Raw genomic sequence first — 16,337 nt, 5'->3', positions numbered from 1 at the left:
GGCTTATACCTTCTCTGCAGGCGGAGCGTCTGCCCCGGTGGGCGATGAAGTCGCTTTCCCTGATGTTTCGGACAAGGCATTTGGAACCGCCGTCTCGGACGGCGCACTGGCACCGTCGCCAACGGCTTCCATTTCCTTGCGTCCGGTGAGCCCGGCCAGCGTGGCCGCGATGGAATTTAGCGGTGTCTGGAGATCGGGCAATTGAATGAAGGCCAGGATCAGGGCGGCGATCCAGAACAGATTGTTTGTGCGTGAACAGAGCGACCAGGGCAGGATGGCGACGATTTCCATCTGCATCCGCTCATTGCCATGGGACGACACGTTCCGGCAGGGCATGCAGATGGAGGTAGAGCGACCCGACAAGGATCACGAGGGCGATGAGGGCGACGATCATGACCGTCATCAGCGGATCGCTGCCGTCCGGTCCGGGAAGAAAGTGAGGTATGTTGATGGGCTGCCAGCGGGTGAATATTGTCGCTCATGACTGCTCCCAAGCGGCAGGCCGTTCCACTTGGCACACGGCCCACTGATGCAATGACTTAAATTACGCAAGGTGAGTATAGCTGCAGACGGAAGCGAGGGAAGCGGCTGTGTCACACGTGAAAGTCGAAGCAGCCGGCCGGTGCACCAACAGGCTATTGCGGGGCCTTCTCCGGTATCGTCGGTTTTTTGTCGTCGCCAGTAAGAAACACGGCCAGGATCCGCACCGGCGTCGTACCCGTGTTATGCCCCTGATGGGTCACATGCATGGCCTCCAGAAACCCGTCGCCGGGCTTGTAGTGGCGCTCGCCGATCCCCTCGTAGGTCACGGTCAGATCACCTTCCAGAATATAGGCGTAAAGAGGCGTGCCGTGCTGGTGCCAGGCGGTCTTTTCCCCCGGCTCCATGGTGACGATCAGGGACGTGATGCCCGGGATTTTCCGCCGGAAAGGCGACCTTCTCGCCGGCAATGGTCGTATCGCCGGTGAAGACGTCCCACGACTTTCTTGTACGGCGTTTCAGCGGGACCGCTTGCGGGCTTCTCCTACCGACGCAGCCGGCTTCGGTTTTTGAACGGCCGGCGGAACCGGCGCTTTTGGCTTCGCGACCGGTGAGATCGAAGTATCTGCTGCGAGCGACGGCGATGTCAGTGCTGGCAGCACTGGAATGGCAAATGTAGCGAACGCGGCCAGAAGGCGAATGTGATTGCGACCATGGTCAGTTTCCCGCTCTGTTTGGCCGGAGACTAGCCGAAGACAGGAAAAAAGAGGTTACTGCTCCACCCTTTCCGTATCGGCCCATTCCAGATTGGATTGCGAGGGGGGCAATCACGAAACGCGGGCCGGTTCCGCTATGACCGGCGCGGTCTTCCGGATTGTAAAGCGCGCAGCTTTCCAGTGACAGGCAACCGCAGCCGATGCAGCTGTCGAGCCGGTCACGCAGCCTGTTGAGGGTTTCAATCTTTCTGTCGAGATGACCGAGGAAGGTCTTGGCTGATGCGGGTCCAGTCCCGCTTCGTCGGCGTTCGTCCTTCCGGAAGGGACTTCAGGTGCTCTGCGATCTCGGCGATGGTTGAAACCGAATTCCTGGGCGATCAGGACGAAGGAAAGCCGGCGGATATCGGACCGCAGGAACCGGCGCTGGCCGCCTCCATTGCGGGCCGGCGTAACAAGCCCCTTGGTCTCGTAAAACCTGATCGCGGATACGGACAGGCCGGTCCGTGCCGCCAGGTCGCCTATCGACAGAGGCTGGTTTCCCTTTGATCCGTGCCATATTTTTCATCCAGCCCTTGACCTCAAGTAAGGTTGAGGTCCTAGATCAGGAACCTGTTCAAGTCAAACAGGAGGAAGGCCGATGGCCGAAGCGTTTCTGGAACACTGTCAAACATCACCGTCAGCGACCCCGCTGAAAACCGCGGAAAGGCTCGCCGATCTGTTCGGCTGGTATATCCGCTGGCAGGGGGAGGCGAAGGCCGGCGGCTTCGCGGTTCATGTCGGCAACGACAGTTCCTATGTGGCGGTCTATTCACTCGGGGATCCGAAAGACCCGCAGGACAGCTACACGACCCGGGGCGGGCTCAACCATGTCGGTGTGGTCGTCGACGACCTGGATGCGACCGAGGGAAAGGTCAAGGCCATGGGATATAAGCCCGCACAGTCACGCCGATTACGAACCGGGACGCCGGTTCTACTTCGATGACGCCGATGGTATCGAGTTCGAGGTGGTGAGCTATCCCTCTTGAGCAGATGCCCTCCAGCACGGATGAACGTGTCGGAAACAGTCAGGGGTGCACATGCAAAAGGCGGCTTGAGAACAAGCCGCCTCGCAAACTGATTTCGAAATTTAACCTCGGGCGATGCTACCGGAAGCAGCAGCTTACCGGGGCGCCATGCGGATGGCGCCGTCCAGGCGGATGGTCTCGCCGTTCAGCATGTCGTTCTCGCAGATCGATTTGACCAGCTGGGCATATTTCCGTTGCGCGTCCAAGACGGGAAGGGAAGGGCACCTGCTGGCCGAGGCTGTCCTGGACTTCCTGCGACAGGCCTAAAAGCATGGGCGTTTCGAAAATGCCCGGTGCGATGGTCATGACCCGAATGCCGGACTTGGACAGATCGCGTGCGACCGGCAGGGTCATACCGGCAATGCCGGCCTTGGAGGACGCGTAGGCGACCTGACCGATCTGGCCGTCGAAGGCCGCAACCGAGGCGGTGGAGACGATCACGCCACGGGCTCCGTCTTCGTTCAGCGGTTCCAGTTCCGCCATGGCAGTGGACGAGAGCGCAATGCAACGGAACGAGCCGACCAGATTGACGGCAATCACCTTCTCGAACATGTCCATCGGATGGGGTTCACCGCGCGAGGTGGTCTTGGCGACCGGGGCGATCCCGGCGCAGTTGACCAGAATGCGTTCCGTTCCGTGGGCCGCGCGTGCTGCCGCAAAGCCGGCCTCGACGCTTGCCTGGTCGGTCACATCGACACTGACGAACAGACCGCCGATTTCCTTTGCGACCGCTTCGCCCTGTGTCTGGTCGCGATCGAACAGCGCCACCTTGACGCCTTGAGAGGCGAGCATACGTGCCGTCGCGGCGCCCAGGCCGGATGCGCCGCCAGTGACCACCGCGGCGATTTGATCGTTAAGTTGCATATTGCCTCCGCATCCCAGATTTAAAATATTGATATTACGTCGTATTTTTTATTCTTTTGACTTTGACGTAAACTGACGGATGGAAACTGGCCTGAATTATCCGCGAGGTCAAGGGCAGAAATACAATTGCCAATGCAACCGGCAGGGTGAAATCAGCCAGGGGAGCATTTCAAAGCTTTGAAGGCAGCAAATCCGAGGCCCTGACCCTAGGCCAGCACCTTCAGGTCCAGGGGGACGGCAAGACCGCCGATCGGGCGGGCGAAGCGATCCAGGGCGGGCAATCCGTCATACCCCTGAGCCACGGCCAGATCCCAGGTCGCGGCATCGGTGAGCGCCAAGGAGGCTTCCTGCTTGTTGGCGTCTTCCAGTTTGGCGGCCCGGTTGACCGCGTCTCCGATGACGGTGAATTCGAGGCGGTCATGGGCGCCGACGACACCGACGGTGACTGGACCCGCCGCAACCGCAGTGCCGATCCTGAAGTCGCCTGGCCAGCCCGCGACCTGAAACAGATCCTTCTTGTCCTGCGTTGCCACGACAACCTCCCGGGCGGCCCTCAGGGCGTCGGCGGCATAGGTCTCGGAAGGGTGGATCGCGCCGAAGGTCGCCAGGATGCCGTCGCCGAGGAACTTGTCCACGCGGCCGCCTTCCCGTTCGATGACGGCAACTGCCATCTCCTGATAGGCGGCCAGCACGGCCATGACCTTCTCCGGCGGCAGGTTGTTCGCTGTCCGGGTGAAGTTCCGGACGTCCACGTAGAGGATGGCCGCGTCCCGCACGACACCTTCGCCTGCCTGCAGCCGGTCTTCGGCTCCAGTGATGGAGGCGGCGACCTCCGGCGCAAAGAAGCGGCGAAGATCACTTGCCGCCGTCTGTTCCCGTATGGAGGCCATCATCATCTTCCGTCCTCTGTAGAGCGCGGCGGTCAGGATCGCTGTCACGGTGATGATGACGACGGTCTTGTCCAGTTCGGCGCCGATCAGGATAGAATTGCTGGTCAGGTATTCGACATAGTTCCGGGTGACCCGCATGCTGCCCATGTCCGCGACAACGGCGTAGAGCACCAGGCCAACCCAGCCGCACACCGCGACGAGGGCCGGTGGTCAGAACGAAGCGCGGATCGAAACGCAGGGCGCGAAGGCTGATGAAGATGAACATGTACATCAGCGTCGGCGCCTTCAGATAGAAGGTCGGGTGCTGATTGTACTGGATGTGGAAGGAATAGATCAGGCCGACCAGCAGCGCCATGTCGACCCCTATGGAAACGACCAGGTACCAGGTCGGCAGGACGATCCGATAGGAGAGGACCAGCCGGACGAGGGTGAAAAGCAAGTAGATGCCAAGAGCAAGCGGAACGAAATTGAACCCGGCGGTTCCTTCCGCGCGAGGGGCAATCGCGTAGAGAGTGGAGAAAAAACAGGACCAGGGCAAGCTGAACCCAGCCGATCAGGCGCTCCGACTCTGCTTCGCGCAGCCGGAATTCGGCGCGGACCCGTTCAGGTATACCGGCTTCAGGTAACCCTCCCCGGAAGATGGATCTGATAGTGTCGCGAATACCCGCCATCGCCGTCTCGTTTGGTTCGTATCGGGTATGATACGGTAATTTCGTCAGCAATTGGACGGTTTGCCGGCGACGGCAAGCCTTCGTCAGGCTTTGTGATCCCGCGTGATCGGCAGAACGCGGCTACGGCTTGAGCAGCATGCCCTCGCTCGCGACCAGCGTTCCTGGGTAGGCGGCGTCCGCGGCCATGCCGATCTCATCGAGTTCGTCGTCTGACCGGCGCGGGTCGTGATGGAACAGTACCGGCACCTTGACGCTTGCCTCCCGGGCGAGGGCAACCGCCTTCTGCCACGTGGAATGGCCCCCAACCTTTATAGGTTTCGTATTCGTCGTCGGTGAACATGGCATCGTAGATCATGACATCGGCACCCTCCACGAAGCTGCGGACATTGGCATCGATCTCCGGATCGCCCATGCTCGTGGTCGGTGATGATGCAGATCGATTTGCCGTCGTAGTCGAACCGGTATCCGCAGGCGCCACCAGGATGATTGAGCCGGACAGTCCTGATGACCAGGTCATCATTGCGCGGGCAGGGTGTCGCCGGCCTGGAATGTGCGGAAATTCACCGCTTTCAGGGTCTTCGCGGCAACCGGAAAGATCGGCGGTGACATGATCCGCTCGACAATGTCCACCAGGCTGGTCTCGTCCAGGAAATGTCCCGCCCAGGCGTTTACCTCGAAGCGGGGATCGTAGGCGGGCTTGAAGAACGGCAGACCGCAGATGTGGTCCAGATGGGTATGGGGTGAACAGGAGATCGAAGGCGACCGGCTCGCACTGGCACAGATCCGCGCCGAAATTCCGCGCGCCGGAGCCGCAGTCGACCAGCACAAGCGAATTGCCGGCGCGAATTTCGAAACAGGTCGTCTCCCCGCCGTAGCGGAGCGTGCTGGCACCCGGCGTCGGCGTCGAGCCGCGCGCACCCCAACAGCGAAGCGAAAAACTGGTCGTCCACTCAATACTCCTTCAAGCCGCCGCGCCCGAGCGGGCCGCGGCGAGATCGCGCGTCGTCTGCTCCAGCCGGAGGGCAAGGGTGCGCATGACCTCAAGGGCCATATCCGGAAATTCCTTCAGGAGCTTCAGGAAATCATCCTTGGAAACCGTAAGCACGTCCATGTCGTTCGCCGCGACAAGGGTTGCGGTTCTCGGCACATCGCACAGGATGGCGATCTCTCCGACGATGGAATTGGCCTCGACCTTCGCCACAGCCTTTTCTCCATCGGGCGTGTTGACCAGGACGTCCGCGGCCCCTTTCAGGATAATAAGGCGGAATCGCCTTCCTCGCCCTGTGTGCACAACCGTTCACCGGTCTTGTACTCCATCCGGTCGCTGATGAAGGCAAGAAGTCGTAGCTTTGTATCGTCGATACCCCTGAACAAGGGAACCTTGCGCAGGGCCCCGACTTCGCTATCCAAAGACACACTAACCTCCTTTGCCGTCAGAGACGGCGAGATATCTGCCGGCCTTTGCCGGTACGCGGGTTTCAGAAAAGCATCTTGGTTGCCGTTCCTCAAGCATCCTGAGTGCCTTTCGATGCGATCCGGCCCTGATCAAGGGTAACCGCATGCTCGAATTCGGCGGCAACCTCTTCGTTCGGTGTGCCGAACAATAGGGTGCGGCCTTCAAGAACGGTGCGGATCGACTGGCGCAAAGCCTTGTCCTCGTCGCTGAGCCCTGTGGCGATATCGTCAAGAATGGTGACTTTCACATTCTTCAGAAGACCGCGGACAAGCGCCAGGCGTCGGCGTTGCTGGGCGGACAGGCGAGAGCCAGAAATGCCCACATGATAGCTGAAGCCCGCATAAGTGATCGGTTCGCGAAGGCCTGTTTCCTCCACAACGGAACGCAGGACCTGGTCGATCCTCTGGCGTGCATCCCTGCGGTCGACGCGGGCGCGGCCGAACAGGAGGTTGTCTTCGATCGTCAGCGGCGGCAGGTAGAGGTTCGGATCGATCGCGAGGAACTTGTCGTCCTTCTCGACCACCTGGTCGCGGAACTGGGCGCGGGCCGCGATGATCTGGGACTGCAGTTCGTCGTTCATGATGCCCAGACGATGGCGGGCCGGTACCAGCTTGAAGGCCAGCGACAGGAGCCGGACCTTGTCGTTCTCCGAAAGCCCCGGCTTCTGCTGACCGGAACGCGCGACCCGGATCATGCGCTCGAAGTCCGGCAGCTCGTCCTGGGTAATGAACGAATAGTTGCCGAGCAAGCCGCTATCGCCGCTGACGTTCGCAAACAGTTCGACCATGGTTTCGGCGATCTTGAGGCCGATTTCCTGGAACTTCTTGTCGAGGCCGGCACTGGCCAGGAAGTCCTTGACCTCCGGAATCTCCGGCATCATGTCCGGGGTAATTTCCGGGTCGGTCGGTACCGCGAAGAACAGGTTTTCCGCGAGGCTGGCGCTGGGGTTGAAGGTCTTGATATCCCACAGTTCGACCAGATCCTTGAGCTTGGGATCCTGGGCGATCCGGTCGGTCAGTTCCCGGCGGACGGTCAAGATCCGTTCCGCAAAGGTCTCGTTCATTCCCGGATCGAAGCGGGACTGGAGACCCAGGCGGTAGACATCCGCGTCCAGTCCGACCGCGGCGAGCAGCTTCAGCGCATCGGCATCCAACGCTTCCTCATTTGCGGCACCTGTCGCGGACAGGTCGTCCCAAAGGGCCTCGATGTCATAGGTCGGGTTCTTGTCTCCTTGGCCTCCAGGAGCCGGCGATTGTATTCCCGTAAGGCCTCCCCTGAACGCTCGAGCGTCGTGATCGGGCGATGGCGCAGGCCGTAATAGAGATTGTCCCGGATGGTCCCCGTCCAGATATGGATGGCACCGCCGACATAGGCGATTTCGCGGCCGAGGGTCGCGGCTGTCAGCCGGTCGAGGTCCTGGTCTCCGATCTCGACGCGTCCCGATGACGGGCTGACAAGCCCGGCGGCAAGCTGCAGGACCTCCGACCGGCCCGACCCGTCCTGTCCGATGACGGCACAGGATTTTCCGGCCGGCACGGTCATGGAGATATCCATGACTTCCTGGCCAGCCGCGCCGCCGGAAAAGGAGACGTTGCTCAGCTTCAGGTCTCCGGACAGCTGGATGTGTTCGTCGGAGGTCAGGCGTTCGACCGGATAGATGTCCGGCGGATCGAAGTTCTCGACCACGGTCTGGTACTTCACGTCGACGTCCGCCACGATCTGGTAATAGGCCAGCAGTTCCTTCCAGGGGCCGGCCAGGTCCTTGTAGGCGGCAATCACCGCGAGCAGGGCGCCGATGCTCATGTTGCCTTCAATCACCAGATAGCCGCCGATCAGATAGAAGAAGAACGGCGTGAGCTGGTTCATGAAGTTGTTGAGGAACTTGATGAAGTATTTTCGATTGAAGATCTCGTAGCGAAGCTTGAAGTTTTCGTAGAGCCGGTCGGAAAAATCCGCCGAATGCCAGGCCGACGTGTCGTTTGCGTGGATTTCGGGGACACCTGAAATGCTCTCGCCGATCTTGTCGGAAATCAGACGGACGTTCTTCACCCGCTTGCGCGCCAGAAGCACCACCTTGCGCTGCAGTTTCGGGATCACATAGCCCTGGATCGGATAGGAACTGATCGCGGCCAGGCCGAGCAGGGGATCCTGCATGAAGATGAAGCCGAGCTGCACCACGAGCATGCCGCCCTGATAGGCCGGCAGCGCGATTGCTTCGCCGATGAAGCCGCCCACATCCTCGACTTCGGCCGTGATCATCGGGATGATTTCGCCCGAACTCACTTTCCGGAAATGCGGCAGCCGGAAACGCAACACCCGCTGGAACAAATCGAAGCGCAGCCGGCGCAGCATGCGTTCGCCGAGCCGGCCCTTGAACACGTGATGTAGAGCTTCAGCCGTTGGAAGCGACGACGAGGGCCAGGAACGCGGAGCACAACAGGAACAGATAGGAGATCTGGTCGAATTCCAGGCCGAGGATGTCGCGGGGAAAGCCGTCTCCCTGAACCGCGTCATTGACGATAAGCTTCGGCAGCTCGAGCAGAACGTAGGTGATCGGATAGGAGATGATCGTGATAAGAAGAATGAAAATCTGCTGGCGTGCACTGAACTTCCAGATGAAGCGAAACAGGCTCTTTTCCATGTCGGCATCCAAATTGATAAAGTGCAACTGCGTGCACACACAGCCAGTGAATTATATTAACCGGACAGCCCGGATGTGCTACCCGCGAATAACAAAGTCATAAACGGAAATGCCACACTGGCAAACAAGCTGATCATTTCCGCAACACAAGACGTGACAAAATGGTCGTTTCTGGGACATAAAACCCCAGGGCAGTCAGGCGCAGTTTAGGGGAAGTATGCGTTCCAACTCACCGAAGATCCTGATCTACAGCCATGATTCCTTCGGGCTTGGGCACCTGCGCCGCTGCAGGGCCATTGCGCATTCCTTGGTGGGGACGTTTGAGACCCTGTCGGTCCTGATTCTGTCCGGTTCCCCGATCATCGGCAGTTTCGAGTTCCGCTCCCGGGTCGATTTCGTGCGAATCCCCGGCGTGATCAAATTGCGCGACGGTGAATATACGCCGCTGTCGCTGCACCTGAATATCGATCATACCCTGGCGATCCGGTCGTCGATCATCGAGCACACGGCGGAAGTGTTCGCGCCGGACATTTTCATCGTCGACAAGGAGCCGCTCGGTCTTCGCGGCGAGGTTCTGGGAACCCTGGAGGCGCTCAAGAACACCGATACGCGCCTGGTGCTGGGCCTGCGCGATGTCATGGACGATCCAGAAATCCTGAAACGGGAGTGGGACCGCAAGAACGTCTTCCCGGCGCTGAAAGACCTTTACGACGAAATCTGGGTCTATGGCCCTGAGAGCGTGTGCAATCCGCTGGAGGGCATGGACGTCCCGCAAACCGTCCTCGACAAGGTCCGCTATACCGGATATCTGCGCCGCGACTTGCCGGAAGGGGCGGAGCACTTGCCGAAGCCTGCCCCTTCGACGACGAGCCCTATATCCTGGTCACGCCCGGCGGCGGCGGTGACGGTGTGGAAATGGTCGACTGGGTGATGCGCGCCTATGAGGCGAGAAAGCGCCCCCTGTTTCCCGCGCTGATCATTCTTGGGCCGTTCATGCCGGCAGCCCATGTGGCCCATTTCGCGGAAAGGGCTGAGAACCTGCGTGACGTTTCGATCCTCCGCTTCACGCCGCAGATCGAACCCTATCTCGCCAATGCCACCGCGATCGTTGGGATGGGCGGTTACAACACCTTCTGCGAGATCCTGTCCTTCGACAAGCCGACGCTGATGGTGCCGCGGATCATACCGCGCCGGGAACAGGCGATCCGCGCCGACCGGGCGGAGCAGAGCGGAATCCTCACCGTGCTGCCCATCGAACGGTATCCGGACCCGGGTCTGATGGCGGATGCCCTTGCCCGGTTGCCCAAGAACCCGAAGCCTTCGTCCGCCGGGATCGAAAAACCTGCTCGGCGGGCTGGATATCATCGGCACCAGGGTCGGTGAGATCTTTGAGGAAAACCGCACCGCCCGTGTCGAAACGAAGCGGGCCATCGTTTAAAGGCCTCCTTAAGCCCCTCCTGGAAATCCCGTTCAAGAAACGCTGAGCCCGAGAAACCGCATGTCCCGTATCGCCGTCGTGGTCAAAGGCTATCCGCGCCTGTCCGAAACCTTCATCGCGCAGGAAATGCTCGGCCTCGAACGGCGCGGTGTTCCGATCCTGATCGTGGCGCTCCGCGAACCCTACGATCCCTATATTCACGAGCTGCACCGCCAGATATCGGCGGAGGTGCTCTACCTGCCGGAATATATTTCCGACGATCCAGCGCGTGTCAGGAAGGCGCGGCGCTGGGCGGAGCAACAGCCGACCTATGAGGCGGCCTTGAAGCTTTTCGAAGCCGATCTGAAGCACGAGAAGAACCCGAGCCGCTACCGGCGCTGGGCGCAAGGGTGCGTCTTTGCCCATGAGCTTCCCGAAGATGTCACCTGGATCCATACCCACTATCTGCACACACCCTGTTCGGCGTCGCGCTACGCGGCGCATCTGTCGGGCAGAGGATGGTCGTTCTCGGCGCACGCCAAGGACATCTGGACCAGCCCGGAATGGGATCTGAGAACCAAGCTCGACGATGCCGCCTGGGGTGTCACCTGCACCGGTGCCAACGCGACCTACCTGAAAAGCCTGTGCAAGGATCCGGAGAAGGTCGAACTGGTCTATCACGGCCTGGATTTCACCGATTTTCCGATGCCTGAAGGCGGGCATTCCACACGCGACGGGTCCGGCGATCCGGTGCGCCTGCTGTCCGTCGGCCGCGCGGTGGAAAAGAAGGGCTACAACGATCTCCTGACGGCACTTTCCAAGCTGCCGCAGGATCTGAACTGGCACTTTACCCATATCGGCGGCGGCCAGCTCGCCGACAAGCTGAAGGCCCGTGCAGAGAAGCTGAAACTGTCCAACCGGATCACCTGGCGCGGCGCGCAGCCCCGGGAAGAGGTCATCAAGTCCTGCCAGGAGGCCGACCTGTTCGTCCTGCCTTCCAAGCTGGCGAAAACCGGCGACCGTGACGGCCTGCCGAATGTGCTGATGGAAGCCCAATCGATGGGCCTGTGCTGCCTGTCCACCGAGGTGTCCGCCATTCCCGAACTGATCACCGACGGCGAAACCGGACGGCTGGTACAGCCCGGAGATCCGGCTATGCTGGCTAAGGCGATCGCGGACCTGATCCGGGATCCGGCGGAACGGAACCGGCTCGGGATCGCCTCGTCAAAGCATGTGCGGACGCATTTCGCTACCGAGCCGGGTCTCGATCATCTGGCGAAGAAATTCAGGAAAGTCCTTTAGAGCATCACGAAACGGAACCCGGCATCTTGAGAATTGCCTTCACAGCCCCGATGAAGCCGATCGACGACTCGGTGCCGTCCGGCGACCGGACCATGGGCAGGCTGATCGTAAAGGCGCTGGAAAGTGCCGGCCACGAGGTTCGGATCGCCAGCCGTTTCCGCTCCTGGCGCAAGGACGGCGGCGATGAGGCGCTGACGGCCGTCCGTGATGCGGCTCTGGAAGAGGCGGAACGAGTTGCCGAAAGCTGGACCCGGGAAAGCTATCGGCCGGATCTGTTCCTGACCTATCACCTCTACCACAAGGCGCCCGACTGGATCGGTCCGGCGCTGGCCGACCGTTTCGGGCTGCCTTACGTCATTGTGGAGGCGAGCCGGGCGTTGAAACGGAAGACCGGCCCCTGGGCGCTCGGCTTTCAGGCCGCCGACGAGGCTCTTCACCGGTCCGACGCGGTGGCGGCCATCCACAACTGGGATCGGGAACGGCTGCTGCCGTTTTTCACCGACCCGGATGATCCCCGTCCGGGCGTGCTGTTGCCGTTTCTCGACAGCCGTGCCTTCGAGGAAGCCGCGAAAACACCGCGCCCGCCCGTTCAGGCGCCGCTGAAGCTCCTGACCGTCGGCATGATGCGCGAGGGCGATAAGACCAGCTCTTACGAAGTCCTTGCCGAGGCGCTCGGGCTTGTCCGGGATCTGCCGTGGCAACTCACGATCATCGGCGACGGCCCCGCGCGGGATCATGTTCTGGCGCTGTTTCCCGCCGATCGTATCCGCTGGCTCGGGGCTATGCCGCCCGAACAGCTTGCCGCCCAATATGCCGCCCATGACCTGTTCGTCTGGCCGGCCATTCGCGAGGCCTTCGGCTTCGTTACCCTGGAGGCCCAGGCGGCGGGGACCGGCGTTATCTGCGGCGATGCGCTCGGTGTCCCGGAAATTGTCCAGGACGGTGTCACCGGCCTGCTGGCTCCTGAAGGCGACGCGAAGGCGTTTGCGGATCGGCTTCGCAACGTTTTGACCGATCCCATGAAAGTCCGGGCCTTCGGCGCGGCTGCTGCGGCGCATATTGCGCAGGACCATTCGCTGGAAGCCGGTGCCGCACGCCTTGACGCCTTCCTCAAAGCCGCGCAAGACCATTACAGGAACGTCCGTTCCAGGAAAAAGCAGGACAGTTGATCCCATGACCCAGACCGCCTTCATCTATGTCCAGCACCTTCTGGGAACCGGCCATGCGGTGCGCGCTGCCGCCATCGGCAAGGCGCTGGTGGCACGCGGCGTCGAGGTGACCCTGGCCACGGGCAACCTGCTGCCGCCGACCCTCGACACCACGGGCCTGGAAATCGTCCAGCTGCCGCCGGCCAAAAGTGCGAACGCGGCCTTCAGCCGGATCATCACCCTCGATGGCGACGATATCGATCCCGCCTGGAAGGAAATGCGCACGGCCGCGACCCTTAAGGCGCTCGCCGCAAAACCCTACGATCTTCTGCTTACGGAAACCTATCCCTTCGGCCGCCGACAGTTCGAATTCGAGCTGGCAAGCGTTCTCGATACGGTGAAGGCGCTTGATAAGCCGCCTGTGATCGCCTGTTCCGTCCGCGATATCCTCGTGCCCAAGAACGAGCTCTGGAAAGAGGAGTGGATGGCCGACAAGGCGCTCGCCTATTACGACCGGGTGCTCGTCCATGCCGATCCGGATTTCATCACCCTGGCCGACAGCTTCCCCTTCGCCCACAAGGTGGAAAACCTGGTGCGCTACACCGGCTACGTGATGCGCGCCGGTGACCGGCCCGAGCCGCCAGAGGGCGACGGCGAGGACGAGGTGATCGTTTCCTGCGGTGGCGGCGCGCTGGCCGAGGCGTTCCTGAGTGCTGCGGTGGATGCCCGTCCGCTGTCGCGCCGGGCAGGCGACTGCACCTGGCGCATCCTGGTCGGTCACAATATTTCCGAAGAGGATTTCCAGGATTACCGGAGAAGGGCGGGCGAGGGCGTCATCGTGGAACGTGCACGGCCCGACTTCACCGGCATGCTCAAACGGGCGCGTCTCTCCGTCAGCCAGGCCGGCTACAACACCATCCTCGATATTCTCGATGCCGGTGTTCCGTCCGTCCTCGTCCCCTTTGCACAGGCGACTGAAACCGAACAGGCGCAGCGCGCAAAGGCCCTGGCCGCGCGCGGCCGTGTCGTGGTCGCCGAAGAGCATAACCTGACCACGGAGAAACTCGCCCAGGCGGCCGACGACGCGCTGGCATTGCCGCGCTCCCATCATCACGTGCTTCTGGGCGGCGCGGACAAGAGCGCGGATGTTCTCATGGAAGACCTGAAGGCGCGGGGCTGATGGAGGATGGCCTTGCAAGGTTCCGCTCGGAGCTGACCGCCCACCTCGACTGGTTCGCCAAGCGGGGTCGGAAGGTCCGCTTCTGGTGGCGCGACGACGATGCTATCGAGCCGACGGAAGACCTTGACCGGCTGCTGTCGATTGCCAACGAACACGGCGTCGATGTGGCGCTCGCCGTCATTCCGAAAAACGCCACGCAGGCCCTGGCCGACCGGCTGGCGGAAGAACCGCACGCCATTGTCCTGCAGCACGGCTGGCAGCACAAGAATTTCCAGCGCAAGGACCTCGGCGAGGGCGCCGCCGAACTCGGCACCCGCCGCGATCCGGATGAGTTGCTGGGCCAACTGGCTGAAGGCAAGGCAAAGCTGGAAATCCTGTTTGGCGACCGCTTCGTGCATGCCATGGTGCCGCCGTGGAACAGGATCGCACCGGAGATCTCGCGGCGCCTGCCGAAAATCGGGCTGCCCGGCCTGTCCACCTTCACCTGGATGAATTTTCCGCGGACGCATCAGGTGCAGACCCACCTCGATATCATCCGGTGGAAGAAGGACCGCCGCTTCATCGGCTGGAACAGCGCCGCCATCCGCCTCGATCTCCAGCTCTGCCGCCGCCGCACCAATCCGGGGGAACCGCTGGGCATCCTGTCCCACCATCTGGCGCACGAGGAAGGCTGCTATGCCTTCCTTGAAGAGTTCTTCGCCATCGCCGCGCATCACGAAGGCGCCGAATGGCCGCCGGTGAAGGACCTGTTCGCGGAATAGGGATGACCGGCAGAGGTTAGGCGAGAGAGACGAATACGTCCGTCAGCAACTCGTCTTCCGGCGTCTTGGTCGGATCGTTGAGATAGACCTCCCAGGTCGGCGCGCCAATCCGGATGCCCTCTTTCTCGACATGGGCCATCATCTGCCCGTAGCTGTCACGCAGCTTGGAATAGGGCCCGGTATGGCGGAAGTGAAGAACCTGTCCGGCCGGCGTCGTGGCGTATCTGGTAGGGCCTTCCGCGCTCGCCTCCGCTTCGGCCTCGACCGAGAAGCCGGAGCGGAAGGTCATGCGCTCGGGATCGATGGACTGGTAGACGGTCAGCGCCTTGCCAGTTGTGGTGACGCCGCTTTCCTGCAGGAAGTCCCAGACCGCCTGGAACGCCCCGCTCATGGCCGCATTGACCTCCTCAGGCTCCATGCCGCAGCTGCGCTCCTGATAGAAATAGGGAATTTCGGCAACGTCGACGAGCTTGAACTCCAGCATGATGCGCTCCGGCGGCAGATCGAGGATATCCGATCCAGACTATAGGCCGGATGGGCTGATATCCCTAATCGTGCCGGTTGCAGCCCCTTTTCAAACCGTCTCCGCGTTCAGTTCCTTCATTGCATGAGCGGCAATCCGGAAGGAATTAAGCCGAGAGATGTGATCGTGGATCTGGCCGGTGATGATCACCTCGTCCGGCTGATAGATCGACGTCAATTCCGCCAGCTTCGCCTTGACCGTCTCCGGCGCCCCAACGGCGGAAATGCGCAAGGCATCCTCGACCATCTCGATGGCAACCGGCCCGACCAGCGCTTCCAGATCCGCGACAGGGGCGGGTAGGGGGCCGGGGCGCCCGGTCCTGAGATTGATGAAGGCCTGCTGCATGGAGGTTCTCAAGTAGGCGCCTTCCGCGTCGGTCGCTGCGGCAAAGACATTGATCGCCATCATGAAGTGGGGTTTGTCGAGAAATCTCGATGGCTGGAACTTGCGCCGGTAGATCTTCGAGGCATTGGAAAGCTCCGCCGGGGCGAAGTGGGAGGCGAAGGCGTAAGGCAGGCCGTAAAAGGCGGCCATCTCTGCACCGTAGAGGCTGGACCCAAGGATCCAGACCGGCACCTTGGTGCCCATCCCTGGAACCGCGCGGATTTTCGCGCCTTCCACCGGATCGTCGAGATAGCCGATCAGCTCCATGACGTCCTGCGGGAAGGTGTCTGTCTGGTCCATGGACCGGCGCAGGGCTCGTGCGGTCAGCATGTCGGTGCCCGGCGCGCGGCCAAGGCCGAGGTCGATCCGGTCCGGATAGAGTTCCGCCAGCGTGCCGAACTGTTCGGCGATTACCAGCGGCGCGTGGTTCGGCAGCATGACCCCGCCGGAACCGACACGGATGGTCGAGGTAGCGCCGGCCACATGGCCGATCAGGATGGAGGTTGCCGCGCTCGCGATACCGCGCATGTTGTGGTGTTCGGCAAGCCAGTAGCGCTTGTAACCCCAACCCTCCGCGTGCTGGGCCAGGTCCTTCGTATTGGCAAGCGCCTCGCGGACCGAATGGCCTTCGGGAACGGGGGAAAGGTCGAGAACGGAATAGGGGATCATGTAGTTGTCGCCGTTTGGGGAATGAAGCTGGATTCAAAATAGGAACGTTCGGTCCAAAATGTAACCCTTGCAATCACGTTGCAGTTGGAAGGTGGATTGATCGTTCGCGGTTTCCCGGAAGACCATGTCAGACCACGCATTCATACCAGCCTGACCGGCCTGTCTTTGGCC

General features: G+C 61.4%; 18 protein-coding genes and 2 pseudogenes. 7 read left to right on the top strand and 13 right to left on the bottom strand.

The genetic code is table 11. The features are described from left to right. Positions 1 to 3 precede the first annotated feature (3 nt). The 3 genes from ABIN98_RS07515 to ABIN98_RS07505 all read right to left on the bottom strand — a co-directional run bounded on the left by ABIN98_RS07515 (position 4) and on the right by ABIN98_RS07505 (position 1,676). A complete protein-coding gene (locus ABIN98_RS07515; protein WP_346908823.1) occupies positions 4 to 297 on the bottom strand; it encodes a hypothetical protein in 294 nt (97 codons plus the stop codon). Between the two features lie 338 nt (positions 298 to 635). Next, positions 636 to 950, bottom strand: coding sequence for a cupin domain-containing protein (locus tag ABIN98_RS07510; RefSeq protein ID WP_346908821.1), 315 nt, complete (start codon positions 948 to 950; stop codon positions 636 to 638). Between the two features lie 357 nt (positions 951 to 1,307). Then, positions 1,308 to 1,676 (bottom strand): MerR family transcriptional regulator, encoded by a 369-nt coding sequence (locus ABIN98_RS07505; RefSeq protein WP_346908843.1) that lies wholly within the window; start codon positions 1,674 to 1,676, stop codon positions 1,308 to 1,310. Between the two features lie 157 nt (positions 1,677 to 1,833). Here ABIN98_RS07505 and ABIN98_RS07500 point away from each other — a divergent pair, with 157 nt between their 5' ends. Then, positions 1,834 to 2,178 (top strand): VOC family protein, encoded by a 345-nt coding sequence (locus tag ABIN98_RS07500; RefSeq protein ID WP_346908819.1) that lies wholly within the window; start codon positions 1,834 to 1,836, stop codon positions 2,176 to 2,178. A gap of 177 nt (positions 2,179 to 2,355) precedes the next feature. Here the strand turns inward: ABIN98_RS07500 and ABIN98_RS07495 are convergent. The 8 genes and pseudogenes from ABIN98_RS07495 to ABIN98_RS07460 all read right to left on the bottom strand — a co-directional run bounded on the left by ABIN98_RS07495 (position 2,356) and on the right by ABIN98_RS07460 (position 8,782). Continuing rightward, positions 2,356 to 3,124 (bottom strand): annotated as a pseudogene (locus ABIN98_RS07495) (SDR family NAD(P)-dependent oxidoreductase). Positions 3,125 to 3,330: 206 nt separating this feature from the next. Continuing rightward, positions 3,331 to 4,206 carry an adenylate/guanylate cyclase domain-containing protein gene (locus ABIN98_RS07490; RefSeq protein ID WP_346908817.1) on the bottom strand — a complete coding sequence of 292 codons (876 nt, stop codon included), beginning with the start codon at positions 4,204 to 4,206 and terminating at the stop codon, positions 3,331 to 3,333. A 599-nt stretch (positions 4,207 to 4,805) separates the two neighbouring features. Next, the gene (locus ABIN98_RS07485) at positions 4,806 to 5,030 is read right to left on the bottom strand and encodes a hypothetical protein (RefSeq protein ID WP_346908815.1); all 225 of its coding nucleotides are present in this window, start codon (positions 5,028 to 5,030) and stop codon (positions 4,806 to 4,808) included. A gap of 171 nt (positions 5,031 to 5,201) precedes the next feature. Then, positions 5,202 to 5,513 carry a hypothetical protein gene (locus tag ABIN98_RS07480; RefSeq protein ID WP_346908813.1) on the bottom strand — a complete coding sequence of 104 codons (312 nt, stop codon included), beginning with the start codon at positions 5,511 to 5,513 and terminating at the stop codon, positions 5,202 to 5,204. Between the two features lie 133 nt (positions 5,514 to 5,646). Next, positions 5,647 to 6,101 (bottom strand): annotated as a pseudogene (locus tag ABIN98_RS07475) (cyclic nucleotide-binding domain-containing protein). Positions 6,102 to 6,190: 89 nt separating this feature from the next. After that, positions 6,191 to 7,294 carry a hypothetical protein gene (locus ABIN98_RS07470; RefSeq protein WP_346908812.1) on the bottom strand — a complete coding sequence of 368 codons (1,104 nt, stop codon included), beginning with the start codon at positions 7,292 to 7,294 and terminating at the stop codon, positions 6,191 to 6,193. Further along, complete coding sequence (locus ABIN98_RS07465) at positions 7,276 to 8,520, bottom strand: ABC transporter ATP-binding protein (protein WP_346908810.1); 1,245 nt, start codon at positions 8,518 to 8,520, stop codon at positions 7,276 to 7,278. The genes ABIN98_RS07470 and ABIN98_RS07465 overlap by 19 nt, the downstream gene beginning before the upstream one ends. Before the next feature lie 13 nt (positions 8,521 to 8,533). Then, complete coding sequence (locus tag ABIN98_RS07460; protein ID WP_346908808.1) at positions 8,534 to 8,782, bottom strand: hypothetical protein; 249 nt, start codon at positions 8,780 to 8,782, stop codon at positions 8,534 to 8,536. A 217-nt stretch (positions 8,783 to 8,999) separates the two neighbouring features. On the opposite strand from ABIN98_RS07460, the gene ABIN98_RS07455 reads away from it, so the two are divergent. The 6 genes from ABIN98_RS07455 (at position 9,000) to ABIN98_RS07430 (ending at position 14,590) form a co-directional block, all read left to right on the top strand. After that, complete coding sequence (locus tag ABIN98_RS07455; RefSeq protein WP_346908807.1) at positions 9,000 to 9,713, top strand: hypothetical protein; 714 nt, start codon at positions 9,000 to 9,002, stop codon at positions 9,711 to 9,713. Then, complete coding sequence (locus ABIN98_RS07450; RefSeq protein ID WP_346908806.1) at positions 9,698 to 10,165, top strand: glycosyltransferase; 468 nt, start codon at positions 9,698 to 9,700, stop codon at positions 10,163 to 10,165. The genes ABIN98_RS07455 and ABIN98_RS07450 overlap by 16 nt, the downstream gene beginning before the upstream one ends. Before the next feature lie 115 nt (positions 10,166 to 10,280). Beyond that, positions 10,281 to 11,501, top strand: a complete 1,221-nt coding sequence (locus ABIN98_RS07445; RefSeq protein ID WP_346908805.1) for a glycosyltransferase family 4 protein — start codon at positions 10,281 to 10,283, stop codon at positions 11,499 to 11,501. A 26-nt stretch (positions 11,502 to 11,527) separates the two neighbouring features. Continuing rightward, a complete protein-coding gene (locus ABIN98_RS07440; protein ID WP_346908804.1) occupies positions 11,528 to 12,670 on the top strand; it encodes a glycosyltransferase family 4 protein in 1,143 nt (380 codons plus the stop codon). 4 nt (positions 12,671 to 12,674) lie between these two features. Next, entirely contained in the window at positions 12,675 to 13,829 is a 1,155-nt protein-coding gene (locus ABIN98_RS07435; protein ID WP_346908802.1) for a glycosyltransferase, read from the top strand. After that, positions 13,829 to 14,590, top strand: coding sequence for a polysaccharide deacetylase family protein (locus tag ABIN98_RS07430; protein ID WP_346908801.1), 762 nt, complete (start codon positions 13,829 to 13,831; stop codon positions 14,588 to 14,590). Before ABIN98_RS07435 ends, ABIN98_RS07430 begins: the two co-directional genes overlap by 1 nt. A gap of 16 nt (positions 14,591 to 14,606) precedes the next feature. On the opposite strand, the gene ABIN98_RS07425 is transcribed toward ABIN98_RS07430, so the two are convergent. Further along, a complete protein-coding gene (locus ABIN98_RS07425; protein WP_346908799.1) occupies positions 14,607 to 15,074 on the bottom strand; it encodes a GyrI-like domain-containing protein in 468 nt (155 codons plus the stop codon). Positions 15,075 to 15,164: 90 nt separating this feature from the next. Continuing rightward, complete coding sequence (locus tag ABIN98_RS07420; RefSeq protein ID WP_346908797.1) at positions 15,165 to 16,166, bottom strand: LLM class flavin-dependent oxidoreductase; 1,002 nt, start codon at positions 16,164 to 16,166, stop codon at positions 15,165 to 15,167. Positions 16,167 to 16,337: the final 171 nt, after the last annotated feature.

The sequence above is a fragment of the uncultured Roseibium sp. genome (assembly GCF_963675095.2).
Taxonomy (GTDB): domain Bacteria; phylum Pseudomonadota; class Alphaproteobacteria; order Rhizobiales; family Stappiaceae; genus Roseibium.
Note: the sequence above shows the minus strand (reverse complement) of the source record. Positions and strands in the feature narration are given on the sequence as shown.

Bases quoted from the DNA above. Each gene is read 5' to 3' on its own strand.
- ABIN98_RS07515 (WP_346908823.1), bottom strand. From the start codon at position 297: ATGCAGATGGAAATCGTCGCCATCCTGCCCTGGTCGCTCTGTTCACGC.
- ABIN98_RS07500 (WP_346908819.1), top strand. From the start codon at position 1,834: ATGGCCGAAGCGTTTCTGGAACACTGTCAAACATCACCGTCAGCGACC.
- ABIN98_RS07485 (WP_346908815.1), bottom strand. From the start codon at position 5,030: ATGCCATGTTCACCGACGACGAATACGAAACCTATAAAGGTTGGGGGC.
- ABIN98_RS07460 (WP_346908808.1), bottom strand. From the start codon at position 8,782: ATGGAAAAGAGCCTGTTTCGCTTCATCTGGAAGTTCAGTGCACGCCAG.
- ABIN98_RS07455 (WP_346908807.1), top strand. From the start codon at position 9,000: ATGCGTTCCAACTCACCGAAGATCCTGATCTACAGCCATGATTCCTTC.
- ABIN98_RS07450 (WP_346908806.1), top strand. From the start codon at position 9,698: ATGGTCGACTGGGTGATGCGCGCCTATGAGGCGAGAAAGCGCCCCCTG.
- ABIN98_RS07445 (WP_346908805.1), top strand. From the start codon at position 10,281: ATGTCCCGTATCGCCGTCGTGGTCAAAGGCTATCCGCGCCTGTCCGAA.
- ABIN98_RS07435 (WP_346908802.1), top strand. From the start codon at position 12,675: ATGACCCAGACCGCCTTCATCTATGTCCAGCACCTTCTGGGAACCGGC.
- ABIN98_RS07430 (WP_346908801.1), top strand. From the start codon at position 13,829: ATGGAGGATGGCCTTGCAAGGTTCCGCTCGGAGCTGACCGCCCACCTC.
- ABIN98_RS07425 (WP_346908799.1), bottom strand. From the start codon at position 15,074: ATGCTGGAGTTCAAGCTCGTCGACGTTGCCGAAATTCCCTATTTCTAT.
- ABIN98_RS07420 (WP_346908797.1), bottom strand. From the start codon at position 16,166: ATGATCCCCTATTCCGTTCTCGACCTTTCCCCCGTTCCCGAAGGCCAT.